Consider the following 25,368-nt stretch of genomic DNA (forward strand, 5'->3'; position numbering starts at 1 on the left):
TATCATGACTATTAATATTGGCGTCATCGGCACCGGCGCAATCGGTCGCGAACACATCCGCCGTTGCAGCACCGTGTTACAGAATGCGCGCGTGGTGGCGCTTAACGATATCAACCGTGACAACTGCCAGCAAATCGTTAACGAGCTGACGCCGGAAGCGCGCATTTATGACAATGCTATCGATCTGATTAACGATCCGCAGGTCAATGCGGTGCTGGTCACCTCCTGGGGGCCGACGCATGAAGCCTTTGTGCTGGCCTGCATTGAGGCGGGTAAAGCGGTGTTCTGCGAAAAACCGCTGGCGGTCACCGCGCAGGGCTGCATGAACATTGTGGAAGCAGAAATTAAGGCAGGACGCCAGCTGGTGCAGGTCGGGTTTATGCGCCCTTATGACAGCGGCTATCGCGCACTAAAAGCGGTGATCGACAGCGGCGAAATTGGCGAGCCTTTGATGCTGCACTGCGCACACCGCAATCCGGAAGTGGGCGACAGCTACACCACCGACATGGCGATCACCGACACACTGATCCACGAACTCGATGTGCTGCGCTGGCTGCTGGATGATGACTATGCCAGCGTGCAGGTGATCTTCCCGCGTAAAACCCGTAAGGCGTCGTCACATCTGCGCGATCCGCAAATCGTGCTGCTTGAGACCACCAAAGGGGCGCGCATTGATGTCGAAATCTTCGTGAACTGTGAATATGGTTACGATATTCAGTGTGAAGTGGTGGGTGAAAGCGGCATTGCTCGTCTGCCGGAGCCGGTCTCTGTGCAGCTGCGCAGCGCGGCTAAGCTCTCCACCACCATTCTGACTGACTGGAAAAAGCGCTTTATCGATGCGTATGACGTGGAGTTACAGGCATTTATCAACAACGTCATCAGCGGTGAGATGACCGGTCCTTCAGCCTGGGATGGTTACGCCGCCGCGGTGGCCGCTGATGCCTGCGTCGCGGCCCAGACTTCCGGTGAGATTGTGCCGGTCACTATGCCAGCAAGACCGGCGTTTTATCGTTGATAGCAACACTGCACGGCGGGTTCCGCCGTGCATTTTCCCCTCCGCTTCACCTTTTCCAGCGGCTTTTCACGCATCATCGGTAACCGGATAAAGCCGCCAGGCAGGACATTGAGTCATGACGGCCTGAGCGCGCAGCACTGCTCACTGTTAACTCATTATCACGGCGCAGTAATCACAATTGCCACACGCCGATTTTGCGCGCGTCCCTGCGCGCTATTGTTGCTGGTAACCGGTGCACTCATGCCTAATCCACGTGTAATAATATTGTCGCGCGGTATAGCAGCCCCTTCCGCCCACTGTGCCGCGACTGCGTTAGCTCTTTTTAGCGATAGCTGTTGGTTATAATCCGGTTTGCCGTAATTATCGGTGTGCCCGTCAATTCGCACATGCTTAATACCGGTCGACGCCAGGTTTTTTGCCATCCCCTGAATGTTACTTTTGCTGGAGAGTGTAAGTTCTGATTCGTTTACACCAAACAGGATCTTGTCTGATAAGCCTAATCCCCAGCCTTCCCTATTTTGAGTGAATCCCGCACGCTTCATCGCTGCGATCTGCGCCTCACTAAAACGTTCTTTAGACTGACAACCAACCAGCGCCAAAATAAGCAGCATCAGGGAAATATTCTTTTTCATCTTTAAGCCTTATTTGTTCGCTTATTTTTGTACATATTCATGTCGGCGCGTTCGAGAATCGACTCAACCGTATCGCCGTGTTGTGACCAGGCGTAGCCAATGGTAACCGAGGTATTTATCGGCGTACCTTCTGCAAGAATGATTTTTTCCATGATGAGGTCATGGATGTCCTGCATGAGTTGTTGTAATTGCTCCTCACTGACCTGACTGCTCACCAGCATGGCAAATTCATCCCCACCTAACCGGGCGACTAAATCCTGTTCAGATGCCAGTGATAACAGCCGTGTAGCTATCGCTTTTAATACCTCATCCCCGGCGGCATGGCCCCAGTTATCATTGATACTTTTAAAGCGATCGCCATCAAGAAAGAGTAAGGCAAAACGCTCCTCGGCATATTGCTGGTCGAGAAGCCGGGAAAGGTGAGCAGCAAAGGCGCTGCGGTTTGCAAGACCGGTTAACGGGTCCTCCAGCGCTTTGGCTGCCAGCGAGCGATTATCCCGCATAAGCGAAGCCTTCAGCGATTGCATTTCCCTCAGCAACGAATTCAGGTCATCTGAAAATAGCTGAAACTCACTCGTCGTGCTCTCCGGTATACGCAAGGAAAAATCACCGGAATGAATCACATAGTGAATCGAACTGGTAATGTTGCGCAGCGTAGCGAGCATACCCCGATGCAGAAATTCACTCAGCAAAAGGGAGATAATCAGTACACATAGCATACCGCTGGTCAGAATCATGAAGGAGTATCGAATGAAACTCACCGCGCCGGTCACGGTGCCTTCCAGCGTTAATGTACCGACAGCAACGTCAGAGTGAATGATACTGACGTTAAGCGGTTTAAGATAAATCCACTCACGCAATAACCGCGAATACCAGCCCGTCTGCTCCTGCTGAGCATGCCAGTTGACCAGAACAATTTGATCTTTAGTGACCAGTTTCGCAGACGCGTACATCCCTTCATTGCCGAGCCGGGCAATTTTATTGTGCGCATCGTAACTGTCGGAAAAAACGGTCGCAGCGGTCAGCGTGGTGCTGAGGGTTGCGCCGATTAATTCAAGGTTTCGCTTCTCGTAATTTTTAATAAATAGCAGCGACGTCGAGGAGAGCAACAGCCAGCACAACAGTAATATCACCGCAGCGTTGATGGTGCTTATTTTTCGCAGTTTATTGCGTATCGATGATTTTTCATTTTTTAATTTATCGAATTTCATTTTATTCGCTTCTCTCGCGGGACAGCAAAAGCACGTCCGGACTTACCCTGACACCGCTTCTGGCAAGCGAATCAAGGTTAACGGAAAAAAGCGTATGGCCCGGATGAAAAATCAGGCAAAACGCGGCGCCCCGCGTGCAATCCGCATTGTTCTCCGCGAGGGTAAGGACGGCTCTGCCCTTAAACTGCTGAATCAGGTCCACCTGCTGTTGTGACGTCTGATCGCCGAAATAGACGGCGTCGCATCTGTGCGACGGCAGCTCGCCTGCGCTGGCAAGATAAACAACGGTAAATGTGGCTGCCGCTGAGGAGGCAGTGTCCGGCAAGGAGAGATGCCGGGCTGAAGAAAAAATACATAATTGAGGCGGTTGTTTTAAGCCGGTCCATTGGGTGAAGCTGATAATACCACTGACGATATCATTGGCTTTGTCATCTTTTATTTCGGCACTGGCAATATGAGGAATAAGCAGCAGCAAAATAAGTCCCGTATAAACGAGTTTGCAGATGTGGCGTATGAAAAGCAGCACATCGACTTCATGATGAATTTGATATTTATCGATCATACTGCGTTCCCAAAAATTTTACGCATGGCAGGACGCTTTAATAAGCGTGGAAATATTAGCATAGCGCTGATTAAATTTGTACTTCTGGTTTGGTTCGCCACATACCCTGTTGTTGTATTTTTATCTGGCGTAAGAATCACTGTGCTATCTGTCAAAATAAGGTTTTAAAATTTCTTCTGTCCAGTGCATAAAGGCTCTGACACGCCGCGACAGATTTCGTCGGTGTGCGACAACAAAAGAGGCACTGAGCGGCTCAGGGCGCAGATCGGGAAGGACTTCAACCAGCGCACCGCGCTCAATATAGGGCGCCAGTGTGGAGTAACCGCCCTGGATCAAGCCCAGCCCGGCCAGTCCCGCCTCATGATAGGCCGGTACGCTGTTGACCCTTATGGCGCCGGGTAACATCAGCAATTGATAGCCGTCATCCGCCGGATACTCCCAGCCATCTGGCTTCGAACCAAAGCTCCGCTGGTAATGAACCATCTGGTGTCCCTGACTGAGCAGATCATCAATCGTCTGCGGTACTCCGAAGCGCGCCAGATAGCCCGGACTGGCGGCATTGATCATGCGCAGCTGCCCCAGCGGGCGAGCAATAAGCGTGTCATCAACGATTGGCCCCAGACGGATGACACAATCAAACCCTTCATGCACTAAATCAACGCGCCGATCGGTACTTGAAAGCTCGATCTCCAGTTCAGGGTGTGCCTCCAGCAACTGCGGCAGCGCAGGGATCACCACGCCTTGTGCCAGCACGGCAGGCATATCAACGCGTATCCTGCCCCGCAGTGACATCCCCTCGTGAGAGAACATGGACTGTAACTCTTCGGCTTCCGATAGCAAATCGCGTGCGCGTGAATAAAAAGCCCGTCCATCTTCCGTTAATTGCACTGTTCGCGTGGTGCGATGCAGAAGCGTCGCGCCTGTCTCCCTTTCGAGTTCGCGCACCACTAATGAGGCGCGTCCTTTCTGAATACCCAGGCTTTCAGCTGCCTGAGTAAAACTCTTCATTTCCGCCACGCGTGCAAAAATAATCAGCGCCTCAAGGTTTTTCATTGTTCCCCTTAGGAGTAACAGTGCGTTAATTCTTACGTTATTTATCACCATATTAATGGGTAATAGACTGCTTTCACACCGCGGATATTGCAGAACGCGATCTGAACGTTATGAAGGGGAATCGTCTCTCTGAAGGCTTAACGCCGTTGCGAACTGCCATGCAGGTTTATGTACATAAGCACTGGCTCAGATCACTGCCGATTCCGCGGCAAACATGGCTCAGAGTACCGGGAAGCACTCAGTGAAAAGGTGGTTACTCACCACTCAATCCGTTGACCCGAAGGAAGAGTTGAAAGCTTAACCCCCATTCCGGGTTTGGTGCACGCCAGTCGCGCTGCCTTACGCTGGATTTTACCCCCTGTCAGGAAGGAAAAGAGAAATGAACAAAGGTTATTTAATCGCTCACGTGACCGTATCGGACCCTGTCGCATACGCTGACTATGCCAGAGCTGCAGGCGAAGCCATTCAGGCGTTTAATCCGAAGATCGTTGCCTGGTCAGGGCAGTATGAAAATCTGGAGGGCGAGGCGCATGAACGGCATGTGGTGTTTGAGTTTGAATCTTTTGCCGAAGCCAGACGTTTTTATAAAAGCCCTGCGTATCAGGCTGCCAGGCTTTTACGTGCAGGGGCTGCGCACGGGACGTTTGTGCTGGTTGAAGGGGCCAGCCTTTAAACGGTTCACCGTCATGTGCCGATGCAGACTCCAGCGAACCTGGGGCCCGCAGGATGTCATCAGCATGCTGAGTAGTGCCGGGATTTACCGGAGAAAGCGACGAGGGATATTCTGACAATTGACGCTACCTGACCACCGTGCCGGTAAGGTAGCGTGCAACAGGCAAGGGGGGGCTGTTTCTGACTTAATGACTTCCGCAGATCGCTTTCATCCCCCCTCTGCTTTCATCAAAGCAGCATCGATAAGGTTTTCGTACAGGCGCTCACTTTCGGGGCAGGCGCAGGCCAAAGATAGTGTGCCCGTTCTCATGCCGGTAATAAGCACTTCCGCCATGTAAAGCGGCGATTGCGCGCACCAGCGACAGTCCCAGCCCGCTTCCCGCCGTATGACGGACGTTATCGCCCCGCCAGAAGCGTTCAAATAATTTTTCAGGTTCCTCCAGCGCTTCGCCCGCGTTCGACACCTCAATCTCAACGTAGTCAGCGTGATGACAGGTACTGACCTGAATCGTGCCTTTTTCTGGTGAGTAACGAATGGCGTTGATCAACAGATTACTCATCGCACGCTGGAACAGCATTTTATCCGCGGTGAGGCTGCCTGCGGCGCTCAGCTCAATGACCTTCTCCTGCTCTTCCGCAACCGGTTCAAGAAAGTCGATCAGCGCTTCCAGCGCATCCTGCAGCAGGAAGTCCTGTTTATTGAGTCTGATATTGTGGTGCGTGGCGCGAGCCAGGAAGAGAATGTTTTCAGTCAGACGCGACAGACTCTCCAGCTCTTCAATGTTGCCTTCGAGCAGCGTCTGATATTCAGCGGCTGAGCGTTCATGACCCAGCGCGACCTGATTCTGGCCCAGTAACACATTAATGGGCGTGCGGATTTCGTGCGCCAGATCGTCGGCAAACTGGGTCAGACGGATAAAGTCCGTGGATAAGCGCTGACGCATAGCGTTAAGCGCATTGCCAATCGGTAGCAGCTCCTGCGGGATAGCCTGAAGCGGCACGGGCTGATTTAACCGGTCACTGGCCGTTTCTGCCACGATCTTACTTAACCGGCCGATCGCCCTTAGCCCTCTGCGAATCAACAGCGGACTGACAGCGGCGCACAGCAAAATGGCCGCCAGTGAAACCAGAATGCTTTGCTGGCGATAACGCTCCAGCATCAATGCCCGCTCCCGCGCGACCCGGGCAAGCGTAATGGTTACCGGCCCGAGCGAGGAGTTTGCCTGCAGGCTTAACGCCGACGCTTCCGTCTTATCCGCATTGATCCAGCGGTGCAGCTGTTTCTCACTGGGTGGCGTGCTGACCGGCGTGGGCGGGATCGCAGGCAACGTTATCCCGGTATGATTAATACTGACATTTTGCTCATGCTGCGAGCGGATGCTGAGAATGTCCTGATGGATATCGACCATCCGGTTGAAGTAGAGCGGCAGCGAGCTGGGATGGGCACCATCTTCAAGCAGTTGTCTTAACTGCGCCGCCCGGTTAATCAGCGTTTGATCGTCCCGCCAGACCAGTTCGCTGCGTAACGCTTTATACAGAATCAGGCTGATGCCGCCACAGGCCATCGCCATGATTAGCGTAAAAATCGCCGTCAGCCGCAGCGTCAGAGAAGGGCTAGTCACTCTCGCCTCCTTTTTCTGACAGGCAATATCCCATGCCCCTTACCGTAGTGATGAGCTTTTGAGGAAAGGGATCGTCGACTTTACGGCGCAGACGGCGGATAGCAACATCAACGATATTGGTTTCACTGTCGAAATTAACACCCCAGATTTCGCTGGCCAGCAGCGTCCGGGGCAGAATCTCACCGTGACGGCTGGCGAGCAGCCATAACAGCATGAACTCTTTGCGCGTCAGCGTCAGAGTGACACTGTCACGCACAACCTGAAAGCGCGCTGAGTCCAGCACCAGATCGCCTACCCGCAGTACGCTACTGTGCGGCTGCTGCTGCCGGAGCTGATTCCTTACCCGAGCCAGCAACTCTGCAAAAGAGAACGGCTTAACCAGGTAATCATTGGCCCCCAGTTCCAGCCCTTTCACCCGATCATCCACCGAGTCTCTGGCTGTGAGGCAAATCACCGGAATCTGACTGGCGGTACGCAGGGTTTTCAGCACCTGCCACCCATCCATTCCCGGCAGCATAATATCCAGTATCACCAGGCTGTAGGGATGGGACAGCCCCAGATGCAGGCCATCCCGTCCGTCTGCGGCGTAATCCACGATATAGCCCGCTTCTTCCAGCCCTTTACGCACCCAGGCGCTCGCCTTCTGGTTATCTTCAATCAGTAATAGTTTCATCGGCGCAGTTTGCCATGAAATTTATGACCGCCCCAGCGTTTCAGCGCCAGATGACAATATGGTCATCTTTCTGACAGGCAGAATGAACAACCGCACAGGTATAACAGCGGGGTGATTAACACCGGAGTATTAAAAAATGAAAAAGAGCCTCACTGCCCTGACCCTCGCCACGCTGCTTGCCGTTCCCGCGGTCACCTTCGCGGCCAGTAAAAATCCGCTGAGTGTTCACGTACTGAACCAGCAAACCGGGCTGCCGGCCTCAGAGGTTGAGGTGATGCTTGAGCAGAAACAGGGGGAGAGCTGGAAAGTATTGAATACCGCCAATACTAACCAGCAGGGTCGGATAGATGCCCTTTGGCCAGCAAAGCCCTTTGAGGCAGGAAACTATCGGGTGATTTTTAAAACCGGTCACTATTTTGCGGCACATCAACAGCAGAGTTTCTTCCCCGAAATACCGGTGGAGTTCCATATCACCAATACCACTACTACCTATCACATTCCATTGCTGCTGAGCCAGTACGGATATTCCACCTATCGCGGGAGCTGAAATAAATGAAACGTTTACTGCTGGCATTGATGCTGACAACCGGACCTGCCGTGGCGCTCGCTGCTGAGCCAGCCTCCGTCTATGACATGACGCAGGCGCTGAGTAATCAACTGGCAACGGAGGCCTTGTCCGCCTGCCATAACATGAATCGTCAGGGCGTAGTCGCCGTGGTGGATCGGGGTGGAAATCTGGTCACGCTGATGCGTGATGACAACGTGGGGCCGCACAACACTCAGGCGGCATGGCGTAAAGCGTTTACTGCGCTCTCCACCAAAACGCCGACCAGACAACTGACCATAAAGGCGCAATCCTCACCGGAAAGCGTCAACCTGAATACGGTTAATGAGCTATTGCTGCTTGGCGGCGGCGTACCGGTGCAATATCGCGGCCAGTGGATCGGCGCTATCGGCATGGCGGGCACCGGCGGCGCGGAATCCGACGATCAATGTGGGACCGAAGCGATTAACAAAGTGCTGGGTAACAGCAAACAACCGTAATTATGATGAACGCGCGGCGGGTATATTCCTGCCAGACACGGGGAAAAAGCTGTTCCCCGTGTTGTTTAAATAAGTCGCCGCCAGAACGGCTGCTTTGTGCCAGGAGCGGATCTTAAGAAATTTCAACATAGCAGGCTAAAGTTGAGTGCTGTTTCTTAGCCCGCCGATAACGATGCTGTGGGCCTGAATCAGGTTCAACGACCTCCTTTGCTGGCAGATGACTTCTGGATGGCGACTTCTTTTATCAGCGTCAGAATAGTATTACGAGCCGGGACACGGCATGGCGACCTTTCATCATGAGCCGTCAGACAGGAGTCCTGTTTGGGAAAATAACAAAATTGTTCGATAAGCTGCATCCATCATGACCAGGAGGAACTTTGTCTGTCCCGAAGCGGGATTACGTCAGCCCTGCTTTTTTACGCTCGACTTCCTACTCAGCTGGCGCGTTCACATTAACATCACACTGAGGACCAAAGCATTTCACCTCGACACAGCCTTGTTTTTTGCTAAGACAGTTGTGATAAACGTGAAGACTATGAAGCCTGACATTGAACACAGTGTCCATGTGTATGCCGTAATCAGCATTGTCATAAACCTCAAGATTACTCATGTATACGTTGGTCATATGAGAGCCGCGGATACCGTGTCCTCGTGGACTACCGTAAAAGCCGCCGCTGTTTTTACTGGTCTGAATCAGTCGTACATCGGCCACCCGGCGAAGATAAATATTATGGAAATAGTCTTTCAGGGTGTTGCCGTTGTTATGGAGCTTCAGGTCTGTGGCCGTTACATGTTCCGCGCCTTTAATGTGGATCCCATCGCTACTGTCTTCAACTTCAACGTTCTGCAAAGTGATATCGCTGCAGCTGGTTTTTTCACCCGCTGTTGGATCACCACTGCAGTCAAAAAACAGCCCTATCTGGTCGTTCCTTAAATCCTGACTTTCAGGACGCTGGTCAATCGTACCAACCAGTTTTACGTCCTTTATTGCAACATGGGTGACCGCGGTTGCGTGCAAAAGCGGCGCATTTATCCTGCTGGCGACTGACGGACTCCATGTAATGACTGACTGTGGTCCGGTGCCTTCAAGCGCGACGTTGCTGGCAAGCTCCAGTGACTTTTCAAGAAAATAGGTCTGAGGAGTCAGATGTACGATCCCACCGCCTGCCCTGGCAGCCGATTCCACACATCCCTGGAGATCATGATTAGCTGTGCATTCAATGCTAGCTGAGGCCCGTGCTTCATCAACACAGGTAATCAGAAACAGTGAAACGAAAAAGCCAGAAAAGCGCATAGAATTTTTCACAGAATTGTTCCTGTTCAGTCTGATAGTTACCGGATAAAAAGTCTGATACCCGGCAGGCACATTACGCCGCCGCCTATCCTGTCCAGCCAGCGCTTGTAACTGATATAAATACGACGTGGCCTGTCGGCTGAAAGCAGGCAGGCAACACGTGCATACCAGAGCGTATCTATACAGAAAGCCATCAGGGGCAGCACAACATACAGCACCGGCGAAATATGCGATCCCAGCGTAGCCGCGAAAATACTGCCAAAAACAATCGCGGTATTAGGATTGCTCAGCTGAGTCAGCATGCCGCTAAGAAAAGCATGAGCTCCCCCGGCAATTTTAAGCGACGAATAAAGCCACGGCACCAGAACCAACAGCGAATGAAGCCCGGCCAGCCCCCAGAGAACAAGTGGCATAACAAATACCCTGTCAGTTAACCTATTTTTTTGTCTGAGCTGCGCGTAACAGGTGACGGATTTCGTTTAAAGAACCGGCACATGACACGGTGATGGCGGCAGGACAGACAGGATATAAGCTTGCTGAAAGTTGATATACAACCCTTAAATCGCCTGAGTAATGACAAAAAAATTCTAGTTAAGAGCGCCAAAGTATCCTTTTTCGGCCTTACTTAGCAGTTCATCGACAATAAGCCTGACTTTAGGTATCAGATGCCTTGTCCGGGGCCAGACAACGTTCAGCCCGACGGGTAGGGGCATATGATCGGGCATAACAGCAACAAGCCTGCCCTCATCAATATGGCTGTTCACCATCGATTCCGGAAACTGGGCAATACCTGCTCCTGCCAGGCAGGCCTGAAGCATGGCGTCTCCGTCGCTTATCTGATGTGCCGAGGCCGAGATAAACTTTATTTCCCGCTCCCCGGCTGGACGCAGCCGCCAGGCAAGCGGTGCCCCCCGCCGGTACCCCATAATGCAGCAGTGTTTTTTTAGCGCATCGACATTAAAGGGCTGACCGTGACGCTCAACATAAGCGGGAGATGCGCAGAGCATGAGGCGCTGCCGGCTCAGACGACGCGCAATCAGCTCATCGGTGCTCTGCAGTTCGCCCAGGCGCAGTACCAGGTCAACGCCCTCCTCAACCGGATCAATCAGACGGTCGTTAAAGGTCAACACCAGACGCAGGGCTGGATAACGATTCATCACTTCAAGCAACACCGGCATCATCAGATTGCGCCCGAATGATGCCGGCATGTCTATACGCACCGTTCCGGCAGGATTGTCCTGCCGCCGGCTGAGCGTATTTTCAGCCGAGTCCAGAATTTCCAGCGCTGAGAGGCAACTGGTGAGATAGGCCTCTCCGTCACTGGTCAGGCTTAGCTTACGGGTTGAGCGGTGAAACAGCCGCGTTCCCAGCCTCTCCTCAAGCCGCGCCACGCTTTTTCCGACGGCAGATTTTGTAATGCCCAACTGCTCCGCAGCTTCAGTAAAGCTGCTGGACCTGGCCGTTGTGACAAAAGTCGTGATTCCTCGCAAGGATTCCGCTGTAAACCCGGTAGACATAAAGTTGACTCTCTGGCGACTCATAGCGTGTTTATCGATGTGTAATTCTATACCAGGCTTAAGTCAGTTCGAAAACAAAGTGCCGGCACCTGCCGGCGTATCCATATTAAAAACACGGGGAGCAGTCATGTCACAGACAAGACCTTTGAAATTTGTCTCACTGCTGGGCAGTCTTCGCGCGGATTCTTTTAACGCCGTCGTAGCCCGCAATCTTAGCCTGCTGGCGCCGGCAGGCGTGGATGTCAGCGCGCTCAACTCTGTCGGGGAAATACCGCATTACGACGCTGACCTGCAGGCTCAGGGGTTTCCTGAATCGGTTGTGGAAATGGGACGAGCGATAGCGGCAGCAGACGGCCTGATTATTGTCACACCTGAATATAACTATTCTGTGCCGGGCGCCCTGAAAAATGCGCTGGACTGGCTTTCACGTCTTCCGGATACCCCTGTCGCCGGTAAGCCCATAGCCATAATCACTGCGTCACCCGGTGCCATAGGTGGCGCAAGGGCGCAGTATCACCTGCGCCAGATTCTGGTCTTTCTCGACGGCAGAGTGCTTAACAAGCCAGAGGTCATGATTGGGCAGGCCTCATCCCGGCTTGATCCGAAATCCGGCCACATAACGGATGCGGATACCCGTGACCATATTTCGGCTCAGCTTAGTGCGCTCGCGACAATGGCGGCCCGCCAGGGCTGATTAATAACATTACTCACATCTGAACAACCACAGGGAGAAAACTATGTCTACCAACGTTATTCGCGGTATGGACCACGTCGGCATTACCGTTTCTGATATTGATGAGGCTACCCGCTTCTTTTCTGACGCCTTTGGTGCAGAAGTTATTTATGACTCCGTCTCGCCTTCAGACGACGACGTAAAAGGCGAAGAAACGGAAAATATTCTGAACCTGTTCCCGGGAACGAAAATTACCACGGTCAGGATGATGAAGCTAAAGCACGGCCCGGGACTGGAACTTTTTGAAATGAAGGGGCCAGAGCAAAGTCAGCCCGTGCGACCCAGCGATTATGGCCTGCAGCATTTTGCCGTTTACGTTGATGACATCAACGAGGCTATCAGCCTGTTCGAGCAGGCTGGCGGGAAAATGTTTACTTCTCCTCAGCCCCTGATGTTTCCAACTGAGGCGGGAGAGAATAACTTTTTCTGCTATGGCCGCACGCCGTGGGGCAGCGTCATTGAACTGATTTCTTTACCTTCAAAGCTGCCGTATGAAGACCATACCTCTCTGCGCCGCTGGAAGCCCTGAGTGTAACCGGGTGCGCCAGTGCAGGCGTACCCGTAAATACTGAACGTCCGCTTCTCGCTCATAACGGACGTCCATGAGGGCAGGTCCACTTTGTGCCAGAAGTGGACATTTAGTACCTTACTGTGCACCAGTTTTTACATAAGTATGTTGCTGATCACATCGCGTCAGAGGACAATTCCACGGGGTTGTCTGAGCTCCTTCCATGCCCACTCATCGCACACACAAATCACTTAACACTCCTCACCAGATAGACGGGGCTCGTCAGTAATCTGACCACGCTTTCATGGCGTATTTTTTTTATGTGTAGAATTCCTGCTTAGGATGATGACCCATAGCAGCCCGCCAAGCATTGAGAGGGCTATGGCGAGGCATAAGGCGAAGTAAATACCCGCAGCGAGAGGTTTTACAGCGCTAAGCAATCCGCCAAAGATGGCGACTCCCAGCGCGGATCCCGTTTGTCGGCTAGCGTTAAGTACCCCGGCGACAATTCCCACCTGCTCTTTGGCTATTGAGCCCATGACTGCCGCCGTGGCGATCGGTGTAATGACTCCAGCTGCAAGACCGAGAGCCGGAAAGCAAAGTGCGATCCTCCAATAGGATGCATTTTCTCTTAATATCAATAACCCTGCGAATCCGGCGACGTAGAGGCCGCAGCATCCTGCTATCAACCAAAAGGGGCCGAACAGGCGGTTAAGTTTTCCGGCGCTAAAGCTGCCTAAGGTAACCAGCAAGGTCAAGGGAAGAAAAGCGAGACCCACGTCCAGCGATGACCAGCCGCGCACGGTCTCGAAGTAAAGGCTGAGCAGGAAAAACAGCCCGTAAAATACTAACCCTGAAGTAAGCGAGACAATAACCGAGGACGAAAAATCAGCAAGACGAAATAGCTTCATCGGCAACATCGGCTGGCTGATTGTGCGCTCGGTAAAGATGAAAAGCCCCCAGGCCACGGCCGCCACCAGTACTCCACCGCAAATCCACGGGTCATACCATCCTCGATGCCCCCCTTCAATCAATACGGCAATAGACATGCCAAGCGCAATAATGGCGAATAACTGCCCTGCAGAGTCCATAGTTCTCTCGTTGGCAGAGTTTTTTATCGCAGGAATGCGCGTTGCCAGCACAATCCCGAGCAGTACGATTGGAACATTGACCAGAAAAATACTTCGCCAGCCTAATAGTTGGATCAGCAATCCGCCAAATAACGGGCCGGCAGCCATCGCAATTCCACCGCAACCAGCCCAGATACCTATGGCTTTAGCGCGCTGCTGAGACTCCGGAAACTCACTGTTTATCAAAGCAAGAGAGGCGGGGACCAGCAAGGCTGCCCCGATGCCCTGCAATATTCTCGAGAAGATCATAGTGGACAATGTTGATGAAAAGCCGCATCCCGCCGAAGCAAATCCAAACAGCAACAGGCCAGTGAGATAAACGTTTTTTGCCCCCAGTTTATCGCCCAAAGCACCACCACTGAGCAGCAAACTGGCGAAAGTGACGGTGTAGGAACTGACGACCCATTGTAGTCCGCTAATGGTCGAGTGCAGAGCTGCTGCCAGCGGTGCAAGTGCAACATTCACAATCGAGGTATCAAGAATCACGATGATGTAACTGATACTGGTTGCAGCTAACAACCATTTTTTAGCCGAAGAAGTGTTGATCATTTGTAGAAGCAATTGTCCAAATATGGGATTGATTGACTATACCTTGCGTGCGCTAAATAATGGTTCGAGCCGTATCGAACTATTAACTCCCTGGTAAACACTGACTTCACTTTCAATGGCGCGCAGAATGAATCAATTTCATATTTCAGTCGTGGCACATCTCATCGCCGAGCCGGTGCGTTCGATAATGCTTATTAACCTGTCTGGAGGCGAAGCGCTTTCTGCCAGCGCTCTGGCTGAGGCCGCCGGCATTACAGCGCAGACCGCCAGTTTTCATCTCGCAAAACTGCGTGATGGCGGTCTGATCACCTCAGAGTCTGTGGGGCGCTATCGTTATTACCGCTTAGCCGGGCCCCATGTTTCCCGGCTCTTAGAAAGTCTGGCCTCGGTCGGGCCAGTCAGTTCTCAGTGGCAAACGACACCGAATCCTTCAGCGAAGGAGCTGCGTTTTGCGCGCTGTTGTTACGATCATTTAGCCGGGCAAATCGGCGTGGTCATTTCGCAGGGGATGCTCTACCGCGGACTGATTGCCATGCAAGAAGATCAACAGTACGTACTGATGGTTAAGGGGCACCTGTGGCTTAAACAGCAAGGTGTGGAAATCAATGCAGATCGCGCAGGAAATAACCGAATGTGCCTCGACTGGACCGAGCGACAGTATCACCTCGCAGGACCTCTTGGTTCCGCTCTGCTTGAGGCTTTTATCGCGTGGAAGTGGCTGAGCCGCTCGAGTAAATCCAGAGCGTTGAAAGTCACCGCATTGGGTTGGATAGCTTTAGAGCAACATTTTGGAATTCGGCAGCAGCAAGGGGCCATCTTTGCGGCAAAATAATGCCCTTTTGTTTCCTTTGTTAATGGCATAAATAGACGTCTTTGATTTCCAGGACCGTGGCTCGTCGCCATGGCTATCGGGATTTTACATTCCAGTGCTAACTTCGATTTCGACAAATCCGAATCAATGCTGTCAGGAATGCATTTTCAAGCCTTAAACGTCCGTTCCTCGCTCAAAGCGGACATTATTTAGCGTCGGTATTGTGCCAGTAGCGGACGCTGAAGCCGTAATACCATCTTTGCATGATGCAACAGATGACGGTATGTGCATAATTTTCGTAAGGTAAACAAAATCTGATCGGGAATTCATCAACCACCAAGGATAATTGCCCATGCCAACTCCCACACTTACAACAGATCGGTTGCTTTTGAAACCATTAGTCGCCGAAGATGCTAAGCAGATCCAGACGCTTTATCCCCGCTGGGAAATAGTCCGCTATATGGTGGCATCGGTCCCCTGGCCTTATCCAGAGAATGGTGCAGAGAATTACGTCAATAACGTTGCTCTGCCTGACATGGCGAGAGGAATTGCATGGTTCTGGACTATCAGAAATCGTGAGATACCAGATAAAGTCATGGGCTTGATTTGTCTTTACGATGAAGAAGATAATAATCGTGGATTCTGGCTTGCACCGGAATATCAGGGTCAGGGCTATATGCGTGAGGCTAGTATTGCGGCTACAGATTACTGGTTCAATGTGTTGAATAAGCCGGTGTTACGCGCACCTAAAGCAGCCCTTAACAGCCGCTCTCAACGTATTTCGGTCACTAGCGGAATGCGGCTTATCAAAACTGTTAAGAAGGAGTATGTCAGCGGCCTTCTGGATTCTGAGCTTTGGGAAATCACCCGCGATGAGTGGAATGCTCGAAAATTTCAATGATACCAGGAATACCACGTCCGCTTCGCTCTCATAACAGACATGCCGGTCCACTGGCTGCTGCCTGCCAAAAGCGGAGCTCTATAAGAGCTGTAGAAGGTCAACTACCACGATGCTTCTCTAATCGAATAAAAGCGTCATCTAATGTTGTCTTATTACCCCAGCCGAGTTGCATGTAGAATTTGGCCGCACGGCTGTTTTTATCTGTTTCCAGCCAGGCAACTTCGTGATGTTTGAACAACTCTTGTTCCGCAATCTTTGTAAGTCTGCGACCGATGCCTCTGCCTTCATAGGCAGGAAGGACAAAAAGACCATAAAGCGAGCCTTTCTCCCTTAAAATCATCGAAAAACCCACCACTTCATCATCATCTGTTGCAACCCATGCGCAACGACTCTCTTTGATCATATTGCTCACGGTAGTTTCGGTGATGCCCATCTCCCGCATCTCTTCACGGCTCAGATGATTTTCGGCGACTGATGTTCTGACAGTGAAAATACCTTCAACGTCAGACAATTGAGCTGGTCTTATATGTATATTCATTAGTCTTATTCCATGTATGACAAAGATGAATTTTAATCATATCCTTTACAGAATGATTGAACTTTGAGCGAAATCGCTGCTGCATATCATGTCCGCTGCTCGCTCATATTGGACGACCATAATCACATCTCCTAACCCAATGGAGATTGAGCATGACAACATTCCCATGGAACAAAAGCCGCATTATCGGCCTGAAACGGCCTCTTCAGATCTCTCATATCTGGGGGATTCGTATCCGTCTTGAGCGGGAAGGAAAAGTCCGCGATTTGGCTCTGTTTAACATGGCTCTGGACAGTAAACTTCGGGGCTGTGATCTGGTTAAGTTGAAAGTTTCTGATGTGGCCTATGGACACTCTGTTTCGGGCAGAGCGACAGTGCTGCAGCAAAAAACGGGAAGCCCCGTTCAGTTTGAACTGACTAAGGGAACCAGAGAGGCTGTAGCCGCGTGGATTAATATGGCTCATCTACGTAGTAGCGACTATCTGTTCCAGTCCCGCGTCGGTTCTACACGACATATCTCAACCAGACAATATAATCGTATTTTTCATGGATGGATTGAGAAACTGGGTCTTGATGAAACGCTCTACAGTACGCATTCCATGCACAGAACCAAGCCATATATGATCTATAAAAAAACGAAAAATCTTCGTCTGATCCAGTTACTTTTGGGTCACAAAAAACTCGAAAGCACAGTCCGTTATCTCGGTATTGAAGTGGATGATGCCCTGGAGATATCTGAGTCTATTGAAGTTTAATTTGTGAGGGCTGCAACAGCAGCCCTGTGCCAGAAGCGGACGCCAGTATCAGGAACCGACAAGGGGCATTACGGCGCTGAAAGTAAGAGGCCAAAATTTTGAGTAAGGCACACATATTTTTAGCGAAGACAGCAGGAACCATCTTTTGAAAAACTTTACGTTACCGGCACACTGTATGAGGGAGTTTGGACTCAGCAGCACAATTCCTGACGGCACGTGCAGCGCACATGGCAGAAATGGTGGCATTAGCCGTAACTGACTAATTAATATAAATAAAAACTTCCCGACGTAGGATGATGTATTCCATATGCATTGCCTGCGTAAAAATGACTTCTGAATACGCTTCTTTACGCTGTTCAGTGAAGGGTATGGCAGGATTTATGCGTCTGTAACCGGCTACGTCGGGAACACGGCGCCGTTCAGCATTGGTGTTACCCTCAGCGTCATCCGACGGCTCCATGCCGCTAAAGCGGCATTAACAGACATACTTCGCATTGTTCGTCGTTTCTGCCGATGATAGTTTCAGGGCTCATTTATTTGCACATTAACATCAGCGACTGATTCGGTTTGCCTTTCCCATCGATTAATGACCAGCGGAGCAACAATGTTACCCAGTACGTTCAGGGTTGTGGTGCCGCTATCGATAATGCGGAATATGCCGGCTATCAGTGCGACGGCATCCAGCGGAAGCCCTGCTGAAGCCAGCGTAGCTGAAAGGATGAGAATGGCAAAACCCGGAACGCCGGCGGCACCCTTTGAGGTCAGCACCATGGTGACGACCAGAATAACTTGCTGCATCAGTGTCAGATCAATGCCGTAGAGCTGCGCGACAAATATGGTTGCAACGCCAAGAAAGATCGATGCGCCATCCAGGTTAAACGCATAGCCTACCGGTACAACAAAACTGACGATACGGCCCGGTACCCCATACCGCTCCAGCTTATACATCAGCTGAGGCATAACGGCAGCCGACGCTGCGCTTGAAAAGGCCAGTACCAGTTCCTGGCGGAAATGCTTTATCAGTCTGAATACGTTTTCACCAATCAGAGCGCAGATCCCCCCCAGCACAATCAGGGCGAACAATATCAGGCCGAGATAAACGGTACCGACAAGCTTTAGAAGGGGCAGAAGCGAGGCGAAACCGAATGTTGAAACGGTGGCACCAATCATACCGAACACGCCAACCGGCGCGTACGCCATGACAATGGAAACCACGCGGAACATACCGTCCGATACGCTTTGCAGAACGCCCAGAATCGGAGCTGTCTTTTCGCGCGGGAGTCCGTTAAGCGCAATGCCAAACAGGACTGCAAAGAACAGGACCGACAGCAGCTTGCCCTCAGAGAGCGCAACAAACAGGTTATCCGGCACGATGTTCTGCAGGATAACCAGTGCGCCGCGTGCCGGCTCCATTTTCATGTGCCCGGCACCGTGCGCCATTCCCTGTATGCTGGTGCCTTCTCCCGGCGCGATCAGGTTGGCCAGGACCAGTCCAAAAATGATGGCAATCCCCGTGACGGTAAAAAAATAGCCCAGAGATTTGACACCCATTCTGCCGAAGGATTTATTGTCTCCGCTGCCGGTTATACCCAGAATCATGCAACAGAATACGATCGGTACCACGACCATCTTCATCATTTTGATAAAAATATCGCCGAGCGGCTTAAGGATTTCGTGACTGACCCACTGCTGATATTCCGGATGCGTATTGAAATACCACCCCACGACTATTCCCAGTGCAAGCCCGATAACTATCTGCCAAACCAGTGTTATTTTTTTCATGTCCAGCCCTCAGATTAAACAGCGTAGCCTCTGCCAGAAAGCAGCAGCAGGCACGCGTGATACAGTCGGGTGAAAAACAGTGAGGCGCGACCTGAAGCCGCGTCTGGGGTCTATTTAGCGAAGAGCTGGCTGATATCTTTGAACGCCTTGAATTCAAGCGCATTACCGCAGGGATCAAAGAGGAACATGGTGGCCTGTTCACCGACCTGGCCTTTAAAACGGATGTAAGGCTCAATCACAAACTGAGTGCCAAACGACCTGAGGCGTTCAGCCAGGTCCTCCCATTGATCCCACTGCAATACGATACCGAAGTGCGGCACTGGTACGTCGTGGCCGTCAACGGGATTTGAATGGACGCTTTCCTGAGATGCGGTTTTGGGGTGTTCATGGATCACCAGCTGATGACCATAAAAATCAAAGTCCACCCATTGTTCGCTGGAGCGGCCTTCACTTAGTCCGAACACCTCACCGTAAAAATGGCGCGTGGCGTTAAGGTCATAAACAGGAATTGCCAGGTGGAAAGGAGAAAGGCTCATTTGATGCATCCTCACAGGGGAGACGCTGCTGTCGGGCAGCTTAACGTCTGATTTAAGTTGAGCAATGCCGTGTGCTGAACCAGATAAGTGTCTGGTGTGACATTAACATTACCGTCACAAAGGAGATTATAAATAAATTTATTTGATTAAAATCAATATATATCTTTATATAGTACAAATTATATTTGAGTGTGGATGAGCTTTGATTCGTGAACTGAAAACGTTTCTGATAGTTGCCAGGGAAGGGACCTTTGCGGCGGCAGGCAATAAAATCGGCCTGACTCAGGCCGCGGTCAGTGCCCAGATGCAGCGACTTGAGGCAGACCTGAACTACCCGCTGTTCGACCGTTCGGGGAGAAATGCACGCCTGAACCAGAACGGGCTTCAGCTTGTTGTTCAGGCGCAGGAGCTGATGACCCTCTATGACGGGCTGGGGGAGAGACTGCCCCGGAAGGTGCCGGGTAAAACCGTCACGATTGGCGCAATTGCCTCCGTACAGCGTACCCTGCTTCCGGATGCGCTGACGCTGTTCAGTAAGCAGAGTTCCGGCTGCCGTATCCGGGTTGTTCCGGGTTTATCAATGGATTTAATCAATCTCGTCGATGCCGGTGAGATTGATATGGCCGCCGTACTGAAACCCCCTTTCCCGTTACCGCAGGCCCTGCAGTGGAGCGCCCTGGCACACGAGCCGTTTCATCTTATTGTGCCTAAAACCGTGACCGGTGACGATATAGCCGGTCTGCTGACCGGACAGCCTTTTATCCGATACGACCGTTCGTCATTCGGCGGACGCCTGGTAGACCGTTTTCTGAGAGAAATGAAATTTGCCGTCACTGAAATCTGTGAGGTGGACGAGCTGGAGGCTATTCTTAAGCTGGTGAGCAACGGCGTGGGTGTCGCCCTGCTGCCCCGCATCGCTGCCTGGCAGCGCTGGCCATCCTCTGTCAGGGCGATTAGTCTGGGTGAGAAGGTGTTTTATCGGGATGTCGGACTGATCCATCGCCCGCTCGAACATCTGGAAGATGATGTCAGGCGCATTTCAGAACTGATCATCATGCTGGCGGGGCGCAGCCGCCGCCAGCTGCCGGCCTGACTTCAGTTACCCACCTGTTGATTATTTCTCCGATGCTCCGGGCGTTTCCGCTGGCGCATCCGCGATCTCAATGGCGTCACCGGTAGTGTAGAAATGGCCGCCGGCAATATAATGCAGGCTGCGCTGGTCTGCCGGCAGATGCTCAAACTGCCAGTGCCCGTCCCGGAAGAAACGGCTGTCTGCCCACGCGGATTTTATCTCCCCGATAAACAAATCGTAGGTCTGCTGATTATGCTCTTCGTGGATGAGTTCACAGTAAAGCCAGGCGGCACACCCTGATACCAGGGGGACGTCAGTACCGGGCAGGCTGAACAGGGATACGCCCGATCGGGTGAGCTTATCTTTCTCACTGAACAGAGAGTGCGAACCGAGGTGATAAACCAGCGACGCCTGAGACGCCAGCGGTACCTGGATCACAAAGGATCGGCTCTGCTCAATCAGCCTGCGGGTGAAGGCTCCCTTGTCCAGCACCACGGTAAGCCTTGCGGGCTCAAATTCCAGACCGCATACCCACGATGCCGCCATAACGTTTTCAGTGCCGTCGTGCCGGGCAGAGACCAGCGTCGCCGGACCGTGATTGATAAGCCTGTAAGCTTTTGCAAGGTCTACCGCTTTCATAAACTGATTCATACCTGCTGCTCCGCTGAGATTTTAACGGTTTTCAAGGAAGCCGGCCAGGCTGTGGTGTCCGGACTCGATCAGATCACTGACCACGGCCGCCAACTGCTGCGCATTATCATGGGCACGGATCTCAAAACTGGCCTGCCAGGCAATAACCGTTACGTTCTGCCCGGTCAGGGGAATGAGGCTGACGGTTGCGACATAGTTATCGACCGGCAGCGGCGATTCAATAAAGCGATAGGAAAAAGACTGACGGTCTTCATCAGCCATCAGCAGCTGCTCGCGAAGAATTTCACCGTTATCAAGCACCAGCCTGCGCCGGCAGCCCGGCAGCCCGTCCGGCTGGTTATCCTCAATTTCACTGCTGAGGATCGACGGATGCCATTCACTGATGCGGCCAAACTGACGGAGGGTCTGCCAGACGCGGTCTGCGTCAGCATTTAGGGTAGCGTTGAATTTAACAACGGGCATAAGGGTTTCCTGTTAAATAATGTTGGTCATTTCGGCTGCGGGTATGATGCTGATACCAGCCTGTGGCTGCACGATCGCCTGCATAAGACGGGCGGCGATTTCCGCTGCCGGGTTGAGATGCCAGCGCCGCGGCAGAAGCGGTGCGAACGCCGTGAGAGTGATCTTCAGCGCCATTTCGCCCGGTCGCGCTTCCTTTCTCGCCCCGCCTATCACGCCGGGCCTGACGAAAGTCAGCGAGCAGAATCCCTCCTGCATCAGCGCATGCTCAAGCTCACCTTTAACGCGGTGATAGAAAAACCGCGAATCCGGATTTGCGCCGGCAGCTGAGGTCAGGGCAAAAGCAGTCGCGCCCCGGTCCCGCGCCAGGCGGGCAAATGCCAGCGGATAGTCATAGTCAATCTGCCTGAAAGCATCCCGGCTTCCGGCTTTTTTGAGCGTCGTGCCGAGTGCACAGATCACCGCGTCTGCGACCCAATCCTGCCCGGACGCGCTGGTATTCTGACTGATTAGCGGATTGATAAGCTTTGTTGTGCCGCTGGCGGACTGCAGCGACAGTGGCTTTCGCGTGGGCGCAATAATCGCGTTAATGGCGGGGCTGACCAGCGCCTGCCTTAGAACATGGCTGCCAACCAGGCCGGTTGCACCGAGCAGCAGCAGCCGGGTCCCGGTCGTCTGCGTGGAAGGATGAGCCACGTTAATGGCCCGCCATCTTCTGTACAGCTTCGCGTACAGGATCTTCTCCTGCAGTCAGCTCAATAATGACGCGACTGACACCGGGGTGCTCAATAATTTCTGCCAGCGTGGCCGCCACGTCATCACGCGAGACATCACCGTAGGGAATGGCAAGTCCTGCACGGACCAGGCCGGTGCCGGGATCATCACGCAACGTACCGGGCCGTAAAATCACCCAGTCCAGATCGCTTTGCGCCAGCGCGACGTCGGCCATTTTTTTGACCCGCATATAGTTTTCGAACGTGTCAGAAACAGGCTGTCCTCTGGAAGCTTCCGGAAACGCGGAAACAAGAAGAAAGCGGGATACCCCGGCCTGCAGAGCAGCATCCACGGCCGTTTTCAGTCCCTCACCGTCTACTGCATTCGTCATTTCCGGACCGCCTTTACCGCCGGCTCCGGCGGTAAACACGACTATGTCACTCCCTTTCAGATGAGCCGCCAGCGCTGCCGCATTAAGCTCAGTCAGGCTGCCCCTGACAGGCTCCGCACCCGATTGTCGTAATAACGTCTCCTGCACCGGTTTACGGAACAGGGCACGCACAGCAAATCCTCTGTCTGTCAGTATCTGGCTCAGGCGTCGACCAACCTGACCTGCGCCACCAATAATGAAAACCTGGCTCATAATTCGCTCCTTACTGTGTCTCAGGCGTCCGTTACTTCAGCCTTCAAACTGGTGATAGACTTTAGCGATCACCTGCCAGCGCCCGTCTATCTTAATCAGGGTCAGATAGTCGTTGTAATTTGCGCCAATGGCGTCATTTTCCATATCAACCCGCACGACAGCGGTGGTCGGCGTGATGGCCAGCACATCCAGCCGGGTCACGATATCCGGCGCACTGCCATTTTCACGTACGAAGGCGTACAGATTTTCAACCGGCCCCCCCAGCAGGCTGCCGTTGGTAAAGCCGTACATCACCGCATCTTTATGAAAAGCTTCGGACACCGTTTCCGCATTGCCGGTACGCAGTCCTTCAACATATCGGCCTGCCGTTTCCGTAACGGCCTGGTAATCCGCCGTGGGTACCGCTTTGATATTTTTACTCATTTTCGTTTCCTTTTTTACGCAGCGCGCAGGATTGCAGGCTGTCGTGGTCAGTTAACCGGACGGCTGTCAGGGAGCAACGTGGGTGTGGTAAATCTTGCTGACCACGATCCAGCGGCCGTTTACCTTCAGAAGGTTGAAAAAGTCGGTAAAACGAAAGCCCGAAATGTCATCGGTATCGATGCGGGCACTGGCGGCCGTTCCGACAATATCTACACGTACAATGGCGGCCTTCGCTTCGGGTGAAGGACGGAAGGCGGTGTCGATGGTGTCAAACAGTCCCTGAATCGGACCTCCGCTGAGATTGCCGTCGCCGTCAACGCCAAAAATAGTGGCCTGTTCACTGAAAGCGGGTTTCATCAGCTCACTCTTCGCCTGCTTACCCCCCTCGTTGTACTGGTTCAGTACGTTCACAATAGCGTTGTAGTCCTGCAAGTAAGTCGCGTCACTCATCACTTTTTCTCCTTTTAAATAAACCGGGCATCCTTTCAGATCCCCATCTTTTTTCTGATGCTTCGCTGAAGCAGATAGAGGAGCACCAGGCCCACTGCGGCGGCAGCCAGGCCGGGTAACATCATGGTGTCCTGCATAAATTCCATGGGGGAGAAATTCCCCCGCGTCAGCGTCCTCACGTCTGACACTGAAGCACCTGCGCCGGCATAAATAAATGTGCCCGGTATCAGGCCCGGCACCGTTGCGGCCAGGTATTTTTTAAACGACATACCGCTCGCGCCCAGGCCATAGTTCAGCGGCGCAAACGGCACGACTGAACTCAGGCGAAGCAGCAGCACCAGAACGATTCCGTTGTGCTGCGACAGGGTAAGTGCCCGGTTCAGGTAGTGGCTACGGGCAGCCGCTCGCGAGGCCAGCGGAAAGAGCCGGCTTCTGGCCAGTCCGAAAGCGATCAGTGACGACGTCAATCCAGCCAGCAGGGCTATCAGCGTTCCACCCGTTACGCCAAATAACCATCCCGACAGTGCAGTCAGCAGAGAAGCCGGGAAGAAAAGCAGCGAACCTGCGACAAAAACCGCATAAAAAAACCCGATGCCGATCCCGCCGGTATTCTGAAGGTAAAGGCTCAGTGTTGAGATAAAGTCTGCCACGGTGCCACCTTTATTCTGTAGTGATCACTATTTAATGTTATTTATTGTATAGTGATCGCTATGTAATGTGTCAAGCAAATGATTGAGACCCGTATGAAAAACCATGAACGTCCTGAAGCCTTGGAAAAGCCTAAAGGCCGGCCGCGAAGCTTTGACCGTGATAAGGCGCTGCTGAAGGCGCTGGACCTTTTCTGGCGCAAAGGCTTTGAGCCGGCATCGGTTGCTGAGCTTTGCGCTGCGATGGAGATTAACCCGCCCAGCCTCTATTCGGCCTTCGGCAACAAGGCCAGCCTGTTTCTGGAAGCCGTGAATTACTATGAGCAGGTTTACTGGCAGGCAACCTGGGCGCGGCTTGAAGAGGCACAGGACATCGTGGAGGCCATTGACCGATTCTTCAGCGAAGCAGCCGATATCCTGCTTTCCCCCTCAGTACCCTGTGGCTGCATGGTGGTACTTGCAGCGATCAACGTCTCCGCTGAGTCGGCTGATGTGGTCAGGGCGGTCAGCCTTCTCAGGCAGGAGGGAAAAGACCTGTTTGAAAAACGATTATCCAGAGCGGTGAAGGAAAAGCAGCTGCCCGTGGAAACCAATACCGCCGCGCTGGCTACCGTTCTGAACACCCTGCTGGAGGGGATGTCGATCGAGGCGAAAGACGGCGCCACGCCTCAGAGCCTGAAAATGATCGGCCAGCATGCCGTCAGGCTGCTGCAGCCACTCAGCAACAGATCGCACACAATGTGACAGGCATTACTAGACGACCGGTCAGTT

Annotated in this window: 31 protein-coding genes; 11 read left to right on the forward strand and 20 right to left on the reverse strand. The window is 52.6% G+C overall.

Features of this window, described 5'->3' with window-relative positions; genetic code table 11:
• Positions 1 to 4 precede the first annotated feature (4 nt).
• On the forward strand, positions 5 to 1,015 hold the full coding sequence (locus tag FOV68_RS11310; protein WP_039389031.1) for a Gfo/Idh/MocA family protein: 1,011 nt from the start codon (positions 5 to 7) through the stop codon (positions 1,013 to 1,015).
• A 158-nt stretch (positions 1,016 to 1,173) separates the two neighbouring features.
• Here FOV68_RS11310 and FOV68_RS11315 read toward each other — a convergent pair whose 3' ends face one another.
• From FOV68_RS11315 to FOV68_RS11330, 4 genes are all read right to left on the reverse strand, one after another.
• Entirely contained in the window at positions 1,174 to 1,647 is a 474-nt protein-coding gene (locus tag FOV68_RS11315) for an OmpA family protein (protein ID WP_134161454.1), read from the reverse strand.
• A gap of 2 nt (positions 1,648 to 1,649) precedes the next feature.
• Positions 1,650 to 2,858 (reverse strand): diguanylate cyclase domain-containing protein, encoded by a 1,209-nt coding sequence (locus tag FOV68_RS11320; RefSeq protein WP_143990865.1) that lies wholly within the window; start codon positions 2,856 to 2,858, stop codon positions 1,650 to 1,652.
• Between the two features lies 1 nt (position 2,859).
• Positions 2,860 to 3,420, reverse strand: coding sequence for a YfiR family protein (locus FOV68_RS11325; RefSeq protein ID WP_083069568.1), 561 nt, complete (start codon positions 3,418 to 3,420; stop codon positions 2,860 to 2,862).
• Between the two features lie 144 nt (positions 3,421 to 3,564).
• Positions 3,565 to 4,473, reverse strand: coding sequence for a LysR family transcriptional regulator (locus FOV68_RS11330; RefSeq protein WP_039389022.1), 909 nt, complete (start codon positions 4,471 to 4,473; stop codon positions 3,565 to 3,567).
• 379 nt (positions 4,474 to 4,852) lie between these two features.
• Between FOV68_RS11330 and FOV68_RS11335 the strand changes: the two genes are divergently transcribed.
• On the forward strand, positions 4,853 to 5,146 hold the full coding sequence (locus tag FOV68_RS11335) for a DUF1330 domain-containing protein (protein ID WP_039389020.1): 294 nt from the start codon (positions 4,853 to 4,855) through the stop codon (positions 5,144 to 5,146).
• A gap of 262 nt (positions 5,147 to 5,408) precedes the next feature.
• On the opposite strand, the gene FOV68_RS11340 is transcribed toward FOV68_RS11335, so the two are convergent.
• Together FOV68_RS11340 and hprR are read right to left on the reverse strand one after the other, a co-directional pair.
• The gene (locus FOV68_RS11340; RefSeq protein ID WP_143990866.1) at positions 5,409 to 6,767 is read right to left on the reverse strand and encodes a heavy metal sensor histidine kinase; all 1,359 of its coding nucleotides are present in this window, start codon (positions 6,765 to 6,767) and stop codon (positions 5,409 to 5,411) included.
• Positions 6,760 to 7,440, reverse strand: a complete 681-nt coding sequence (hprR, locus tag FOV68_RS11345; protein WP_143990867.1) for a response regulator transcription factor HprR — start codon at positions 7,438 to 7,440, stop codon at positions 6,760 to 6,762. The genes FOV68_RS11340 and hprR overlap by 8 nt, the downstream gene beginning before the upstream one ends.
• A gap of 136 nt (positions 7,441 to 7,576) precedes the next feature.
• On the opposite strand from hprR, the gene uraH reads away from it, so the two are divergent.
• Entirely contained in the window at positions 7,577 to 7,987 is a 411-nt protein-coding gene (gene uraH, locus FOV68_RS11350) for a hydroxyisourate hydrolase (protein WP_143990868.1), read from the forward strand.
• Positions 7,988 to 7,992: 5 nt separating this feature from the next.
• Positions 7,993 to 8,484, forward strand: coding sequence for a heme-binding protein (locus FOV68_RS11355; RefSeq protein WP_010247306.1), 492 nt, complete (start codon positions 7,993 to 7,995; stop codon positions 8,482 to 8,484).
• 430 nt (positions 8,485 to 8,914) lie between these two features.
• Here FOV68_RS11355 and FOV68_RS11360 read toward each other — a convergent pair whose 3' ends face one another.
• The 3 genes from FOV68_RS11360 to FOV68_RS11370 all read right to left on the reverse strand — a co-directional run bounded on the left by FOV68_RS11360 (position 8,915) and on the right by FOV68_RS11370 (position 11,295).
• On the reverse strand, positions 8,915 to 9,790 hold the full coding sequence (locus tag FOV68_RS11360) for a right-handed parallel beta-helix repeat-containing protein (protein ID WP_143990869.1): 876 nt from the start codon (positions 9,788 to 9,790) through the stop codon (positions 8,915 to 8,917).
• Positions 9,791 to 9,816: 26 nt separating this feature from the next.
• Positions 9,817 to 10,191 (reverse strand): LysE family transporter, encoded by a 375-nt coding sequence (locus FOV68_RS11365; protein ID WP_143990870.1) that lies wholly within the window; start codon positions 10,189 to 10,191, stop codon positions 9,817 to 9,819.
• 174 nt (positions 10,192 to 10,365) lie between these two features.
• On the reverse strand, positions 10,366 to 11,295 hold the full coding sequence (locus tag FOV68_RS11370; RefSeq protein ID WP_143990871.1) for a LysR family transcriptional regulator: 930 nt from the start codon (positions 11,293 to 11,295) through the stop codon (positions 10,366 to 10,368).
• A 127-nt stretch (positions 11,296 to 11,422) separates the two neighbouring features.
• Here FOV68_RS11370 and FOV68_RS11375 point away from each other — a divergent pair, with 127 nt between their 5' ends.
• Positions 11,423 to 11,989, forward strand: a complete 567-nt coding sequence (locus tag FOV68_RS11375) for an NADPH-dependent FMN reductase (RefSeq protein WP_143990872.1) — start codon at positions 11,423 to 11,425, stop codon at positions 11,987 to 11,989.
• 43 nt (positions 11,990 to 12,032) lie between these two features.
• Complete coding sequence (locus tag FOV68_RS11380; RefSeq protein WP_143990873.1) at positions 12,033 to 12,557, forward strand: VOC family protein; 525 nt, start codon at positions 12,033 to 12,035, stop codon at positions 12,555 to 12,557.
• Positions 12,558 to 12,838: 281 nt separating this feature from the next.
• Here the strand turns inward: FOV68_RS11380 and FOV68_RS11385 are convergent, their stop codons facing one another.
• Entirely contained in the window at positions 12,839 to 14,215 is a 1,377-nt protein-coding gene (locus FOV68_RS11385) for an MFS transporter (RefSeq protein ID WP_255473668.1), read from the reverse strand.
• A gap of 127 nt (positions 14,216 to 14,342) precedes the next feature.
• Here FOV68_RS11385 and FOV68_RS11390 point away from each other — a divergent pair, with 127 nt between their 5' ends.
• A complete protein-coding gene (locus FOV68_RS11390) occupies positions 14,343 to 15,047 on the forward strand; it encodes a helix-turn-helix transcriptional regulator (protein WP_143990875.1) in 705 nt (234 codons plus the stop codon).
• Positions 15,048 to 15,378: 331 nt separating this feature from the next.
• Positions 15,379 to 15,927 (forward strand): GNAT family N-acetyltransferase, encoded by a 549-nt coding sequence (locus FOV68_RS11395; RefSeq protein ID WP_143990876.1) that lies wholly within the window; start codon positions 15,379 to 15,381, stop codon positions 15,925 to 15,927.
• A 97-nt stretch (positions 15,928 to 16,024) separates the two neighbouring features.
• Here FOV68_RS11395 and FOV68_RS11400 read toward each other — a convergent pair whose 3' ends face one another.
• Positions 16,025 to 16,465 (reverse strand): GNAT family N-acetyltransferase, encoded by a 441-nt coding sequence (locus tag FOV68_RS11400; RefSeq protein ID WP_143789552.1) that lies wholly within the window; start codon positions 16,463 to 16,465, stop codon positions 16,025 to 16,027.
• Positions 16,466 to 16,617: 152 nt separating this feature from the next.
• On the opposite strand from FOV68_RS11400, the gene FOV68_RS11405 reads away from it, so the two are divergent.
• A complete protein-coding gene (locus tag FOV68_RS11405; RefSeq protein ID WP_143990877.1) occupies positions 16,618 to 17,220 on the forward strand; it encodes a tyrosine-type recombinase/integrase in 603 nt (200 codons plus the stop codon).
• Between the two features lie 522 nt (positions 17,221 to 17,742).
• Here FOV68_RS11405 and FOV68_RS11415 read toward each other — a convergent pair.
• The gene (locus tag FOV68_RS11415; protein WP_143990878.1) at positions 17,743 to 19,002 is read right to left on the reverse strand and encodes a cation:dicarboxylate symporter family transporter; all 1,260 of its coding nucleotides are present in this window, start codon (positions 19,000 to 19,002) and stop codon (positions 17,743 to 17,745) included.
• A gap of 110 nt (positions 19,003 to 19,112) precedes the next feature.
• Positions 19,113 to 19,538 carry a VOC family protein gene (locus FOV68_RS11420; RefSeq protein ID WP_143990879.1) on the reverse strand — a complete coding sequence of 142 codons (426 nt, stop codon included), beginning with the start codon at positions 19,536 to 19,538 and terminating at the stop codon, positions 19,113 to 19,115.
• Between the two features lie 202 nt (positions 19,539 to 19,740).
• Between FOV68_RS11420 and FOV68_RS11425 the strand changes: the two genes are divergently transcribed.
• A complete protein-coding gene (locus FOV68_RS11425) occupies positions 19,741 to 20,631 on the forward strand; it encodes a LysR substrate-binding domain-containing protein (RefSeq protein WP_143990880.1) in 891 nt (296 codons plus the stop codon).
• Positions 20,632 to 20,652: 21 nt separating this feature from the next.
• Here the strand turns inward: FOV68_RS11425 and FOV68_RS11430 are convergent, their stop codons facing one another.
• The 7 genes from FOV68_RS11430 to FOV68_RS11460 form a co-directional block, all read right to left on the reverse strand.
• Positions 20,653 to 21,261 (reverse strand): flavin reductase family protein, encoded by a 609-nt coding sequence (locus FOV68_RS11430; protein WP_143990881.1) that lies wholly within the window; start codon positions 21,259 to 21,261, stop codon positions 20,653 to 20,655.
• A gap of 21 nt (positions 21,262 to 21,282) precedes the next feature.
• Positions 21,283 to 21,723: an SRPBCC family protein gene (locus tag FOV68_RS11435; RefSeq protein WP_143990882.1), complete on the reverse strand. Its 441-nt coding sequence runs from the start codon at positions 21,721 to 21,723 to the stop codon at positions 21,283 to 21,285.
• Between the two features lie 12 nt (positions 21,724 to 21,735).
• Entirely contained in the window at positions 21,736 to 22,416 is a 681-nt protein-coding gene (locus tag FOV68_RS11440; protein ID WP_143990883.1) for an NAD-dependent dehydratase, read from the reverse strand.
• Position 22,417: 1 nt separating this feature from the next.
• The gene (locus FOV68_RS11445) at positions 22,418 to 23,077 is read right to left on the reverse strand and encodes an SDR family oxidoreductase (RefSeq protein ID WP_143990884.1); all 660 of its coding nucleotides are present in this window, start codon (positions 23,075 to 23,077) and stop codon (positions 22,418 to 22,420) included.
• 36 nt (positions 23,078 to 23,113) lie between these two features.
• Positions 23,114 to 23,500 carry a nuclear transport factor 2 family protein gene (locus FOV68_RS11450; protein WP_143789575.1) on the reverse strand — a complete coding sequence of 129 codons (387 nt, stop codon included), beginning with the start codon at positions 23,498 to 23,500 and terminating at the stop codon, positions 23,114 to 23,116.
• Between the two features lie 66 nt (positions 23,501 to 23,566).
• A complete protein-coding gene (locus FOV68_RS11455; RefSeq protein ID WP_143789578.1) occupies positions 23,567 to 23,950 on the reverse strand; it encodes a nuclear transport factor 2 family protein in 384 nt (127 codons plus the stop codon).
• Positions 23,951 to 23,985: 35 nt separating this feature from the next.
• The gene (locus tag FOV68_RS11460) at positions 23,986 to 24,600 is read right to left on the reverse strand and encodes a TVP38/TMEM64 family protein (RefSeq protein ID WP_143990885.1); all 615 of its coding nucleotides are present in this window, start codon (positions 24,598 to 24,600) and stop codon (positions 23,986 to 23,988) included.
• 93 nt (positions 24,601 to 24,693) lie between these two features.
• Between FOV68_RS11460 and FOV68_RS11465 the strand changes: the two genes are divergently transcribed.
• A complete protein-coding gene (locus tag FOV68_RS11465) occupies positions 24,694 to 25,341 on the forward strand; it encodes a TetR/AcrR family transcriptional regulator (RefSeq protein WP_143990886.1) in 648 nt (215 codons plus the stop codon).
• Positions 25,342 to 25,368: the final 27 nt, after the last annotated feature.

The sequence above is a fragment of the Pantoea sp. paga genome, assembly GCF_007558755.1.
Taxonomy (GTDB): Bacteria; Pseudomonadota; Gammaproteobacteria; order Enterobacterales; family Enterobacteriaceae; genus Pantoea; species Pantoea agglomerans.